At 47.1% G+C, this 762-nt stretch carries 3 protein-coding genes; 1 reads left to right on the plus strand and 2 read right to left on the minus strand.

Translation table 11 applies throughout. The annotated features are described in order from the left end of the window. Positions 1–215 (minus strand): recombinase family protein (locus DW720_RS15505; RefSeq protein WP_165815561.1); only part of this gene is annotated, 215 nt, incomplete at its 3' end. Beyond that, positions 216–413 carry a hypothetical protein gene (locus tag DW720_RS15510; protein ID WP_118749819.1) on the minus strand — a complete coding sequence of 66 codons (198 nt, stop codon included), beginning with the start codon at positions 411–413 and terminating at the stop codon, positions 216–218. It lies immediately after the preceding gene. Between DW720_RS15510 and DW720_RS16265 the strand changes: the two genes are divergently transcribed. Continuing rightward, positions 387–626: a hypothetical protein gene (locus tag DW720_RS16265; protein ID WP_021682886.1), complete on the plus strand. Its 240-nt coding sequence runs from the start codon at positions 387–389 to the stop codon at positions 624–626. The genes DW720_RS15510 and DW720_RS16265 overlap by 27 nt on opposite strands. The last annotated feature ends 136 nt before the right edge of the window (positions 627–762 follow it).

Below are 762 nucleotides of genomic sequence, written 5' to 3' on the forward strand. Positions count from 1 at the left end.
TTAAGACCTGTGAAGCCATCGTCCTGATAGACTGCCACAACCTCCCATCCCTGCTTTTCGCAGTATTTTTCCAGCATATCACGCTGGTTTGCGATACTGGCACTTTCGCCTTGCAGGTCATCGTCCTTTGACAGCCTGCAATAGACCGCTGCACGATACCCCCCGGCAAGTGCCGAACCGATTGTTCTGTATTCCATTTCGTTCATCATAGCCATTTACCCACACAATCCAGACGGTATCTGGCTCTTTTGAACCTCATCTTCATTATACTCCATATCTTTCTTTTTAGCAAGATATTCTTTCGTATTTGTCTTACCGTATTTCTGGGAAATCAGGCTGACGAACACATCGGTTGCGTCCAGCTCCCCGTCAAACACCGTTGTAACATGAATCTCTGTTTTGTTTTTTGCCATAGGCAGTTATCCTCCATACATGAAAATAGCCAGACAGAGGGTGTCGGCAACGAAGTCCGGCAACGGGCTTCAAAAGACCTTGCAAACAATCTCAATCTGGCGATGGTTACTATTTATACTTTTCTTTTATTTTTCTGTTGTTTTGGTTGTTATAAGGGAGAAAAGCCCGGAAATAAGGGGTTTTCCCCGGCAACCGGCTCGGCAACGGGATAGCAACAGGGGGTGCAACGGGCTGTCCTTTTCAGAATGGAAGCTCCATCTGTTCTGTGACCTCCACAAAACCGTCCATCGTTTTTTCAGACGGGTTGCTTAAGTCCGTTGCCGGGTTTTCACGCTCCCAGCCCTTTTG

This window comes from Clostridium sp. AM27-28 (genome assembly GCF_003480955.1).
Classification (GTDB): domain Bacteria; phylum Bacillota; class Clostridia; order Lachnospirales; family Lachnospiraceae; genus Otoolea; species Otoolea fessa.

Bases quoted from the DNA above. Each gene is read 5' to 3' on its own strand.
- DW720_RS16265 (WP_021682886.1), top strand. From the start codon at position 387: ATGAATCTCTGTTTTGTTTTTTGCCATAGGCAGTTATCCTCCATACAT.
- DW720_RS15510 (WP_118749819.1), bottom strand. From the start codon at position 413: ATGGCAAAAAACAAAACAGAGATTCATGTTACAACGGTGTTTGACGGG.